A 2,389-nucleotide genomic window follows, 5' to 3' on the forward strand; every position below is an offset into this window, starting at 1 on the left:
CCCCTCCGAGATACTCATAGATGGGTCCCAGAACAAGGATTAGGGAAGCCCCTCCAAGGTACATAAGCTTTTTTGGATTCCTTATATATACTAGGGCTGAAACTCCCACCGTCATGCAAACTCCAGAAAAGCCTAAAGCTACCTTCTGAAAGATGAATAATTCATAGGAGCTTGGGAATATTTTCTGGAAAATATAATCGCCTGGAGTTAGGGCTGCAAGGAAGAAAAACCATCCAAGGGCGTGCATCACAGCTGGCTTGCTTTTCTCTTTTGCCCCAATATATATCAAATACAACCCAAAAGGAGTACCCACTATCATACCCATAAGCTTAAAGAGGTCTCCATAAAGATACTCCTCATATCCCATCATTGCTCTCATATAATATTGGCCTCAGTCTGCTTTTAAATATTTTTATCGAGAAAAAGCTTCTGTTAAGTTTTTCAGACTGTTATGTGGCTGATTCTGCCAGTTTGCCGATATGCCCCCCTCCACCATTCAATAGATTTATTAACCTCTCCATGAAAGATTAAACAGGTGAGTGATGTGGGAGTTGAAGAGCATAAATCAAGAGCTCCAAAGAGCTTTAAATTTGGGGTTATAACGGTTAGCGATAAGGGAGCTCAGGGAAAGAGAGAAGATCTGAGTGGATACTACATAATTGAGGAGCTCAAGAAGGAAGGGAATGAGAATGCCTATTACAAAATAGTCCCGGATGAAAAGCTGGCCATCCTGAAGGCAGTTCTAGAAGCCCTTGAAAAATGTGATGTCATAATCACAACGGGAGGCACGGGCATAACAAGCAGGGACGTGACGATAGAGAGCCTAAAACCTCTCTTTGATAAGGAGTTAGTCGGATTTGGTGAGATTTTCAGGCTCAGGAGCTTCGAAGAGATTGGGAGCGCCGCTGTATTAAGCAGGGCAACTGCAGGCATTATAAGAAGCAGAGTGCTCTTTTGCATCCCCGGGAGCTTGAATGCGGTTAAAACAGCCCTTGAGATAATTAAGAAGGAGGCGTATCATATACTGAAGCATGCGAGGGAATAAGCCAAATGGCGGTGATTCGATGAGAGAATTCAAAAAATTAACCCCTTACAGGGATGCTTTCAACATGATGATGGAAGACATTAAGGAGCTGCCCGATTTTGAGGAGATCCCCTTGGATGAAGCTCTTGGTAGGGTTCTGGCAGAAGACGTGGTTTCTCCAATAGATTTGCCCCCCTTTAACAGGGCGGCAGTGGATGGATATGCAGTCAGGGCGGAGGATACGTTTCAAGCCCGCGAATACAACCCTGTGGAATTGGAGGTTATAGATGAGATAACCGCAGGAATTGAGAGCAAAAGAGAAGTTACAAATGGAAGGGCTATCATGCTGATGACGGGTAATAAGCTCCCAAAGGGTGCGAATGCGGTCATAATGCAGGAGCACGTTAAGAGGGAGGGAAATAGGATCTACGTTCTGAGACCGGTTGCTCCGGGGCAGAATGTGGCGTTTAAGGGGGAGGACGTTAGGAAAGGCGAGATCATCCTTGAGAAAGGGAGGGTTCTAAAACCTCAGGATGTTTCAATGTTGAAGGCACTTGGCTTCAGGAGTGCGAAGGTAAAGAGAAAACCCAGAGTGGGCATCATAGTCACGGGTGATGAGCTGATTGAAGAATTCAACGAGGAGGCGCTGGAGAGAGGGAAAATCATTGAGAGCAACTCGATCATGCTTAAAGGTCTCGTTAGGCAGTATTTCGGAGAACCTCATTTCTATGGAATAATTTCCGACGATGAGACCAAAATCAGAGAAGTCCTTGAGAGGGCAAAGAGGGAGTGCGACCTTGTGTTGATTACGGGCGGGAGCGCCTTTGGAGAAAGGGACTATGCGCACCGTCTTGTAAATCTCCTCTTCCATGGATGCACCAACAAACCGGGGAGGCCAATAGGCTATGGGGAAAGGGTTTTCGTGATGAGCGGCTATCCAGCGGCGGTTTTCGCCCAGTTCCATCTTTACGTTAAATATGCCCTTGCAGAGCTTGTGGGGGCTAATTATGAGCCCGGGAAGGTAAAAGCAAGGCTCACATCCAAGGTCTCTTCCTCTCTGGGAAGGCATGAGTTTGTGAAGGTGCTCTATGAGGATGGGAAAGCCACGCCCCTGAAGAAGAAGGGAAGCGGCATCATAAGCGCTCTAATAAACAGCAACGCCTATTTGGAAATCCCGGAGGACAGTGAGGGATACAGAGAAGGAGAGGAAGTGTGGGTTACGTTCTATTAATGTTTTTCCTATTAATCATTTTATCCTATATCTCAAAAGTGCCGCCACCCCTCCTATCGCCCTGAGCTTGTCTCCTCCTTCATGCTCCGAGCTGACGACGACAACTTCACTGCGCATTCCTCTAGCAAACTCCA

At 46.5% G+C, this 2,389-nt stretch carries 3 protein-coding genes and 1 pseudogene; 2 read left to right on the forward strand and 2 right to left on the reverse strand.

Annotated elements, in window-relative coordinates:
* Nucleotides 1-379, reverse strand: a 379-nt coding sequence (locus ACXJGZ_RS02755) for a hypothetical protein (protein WP_456398255.1), incomplete at its 3' end; no start/stop codon positions are given.
* 165 nt (nt 380-544) lie between these two features.
* Between ACXJGZ_RS02755 and ACXJGZ_RS02760 the strand changes: the two genes are divergently transcribed.
* Complete coding sequence (locus tag ACXJGZ_RS02760; protein ID WP_293255000.1) at nt 545-1,045, forward strand: MogA/MoaB family molybdenum cofactor biosynthesis protein; 501 nt, start codon at nt 545-547, stop codon at nt 1,043-1,045.
* A gap of 19 nt (nt 1,046-1,064) precedes the next feature.
* The gene (locus ACXJGZ_RS02765) at nt 1,065-2,255 is read left to right on the forward strand and encodes a molybdopterin molybdotransferase MoeA (RefSeq protein WP_456398256.1); all 1,191 of its coding nucleotides are present in this window, start codon (nt 1,065-1,067) and stop codon (nt 2,253-2,255) included.
* Between the two features lie 15 nt (nt 2,256-2,270).
* On the opposite strand, the pseudogene ACXJGZ_RS02770 reads toward ACXJGZ_RS02765, so the two are convergent.
* Nucleotides 2,271-2,389, reverse strand: a pseudogene (locus ACXJGZ_RS02770) (mRNA surveillance protein pelota); the annotation flags it as partial.

The sequence above is a fragment of the Palaeococcus sp. (in: euryarchaeotes) genome, assembly GCF_053987695.1.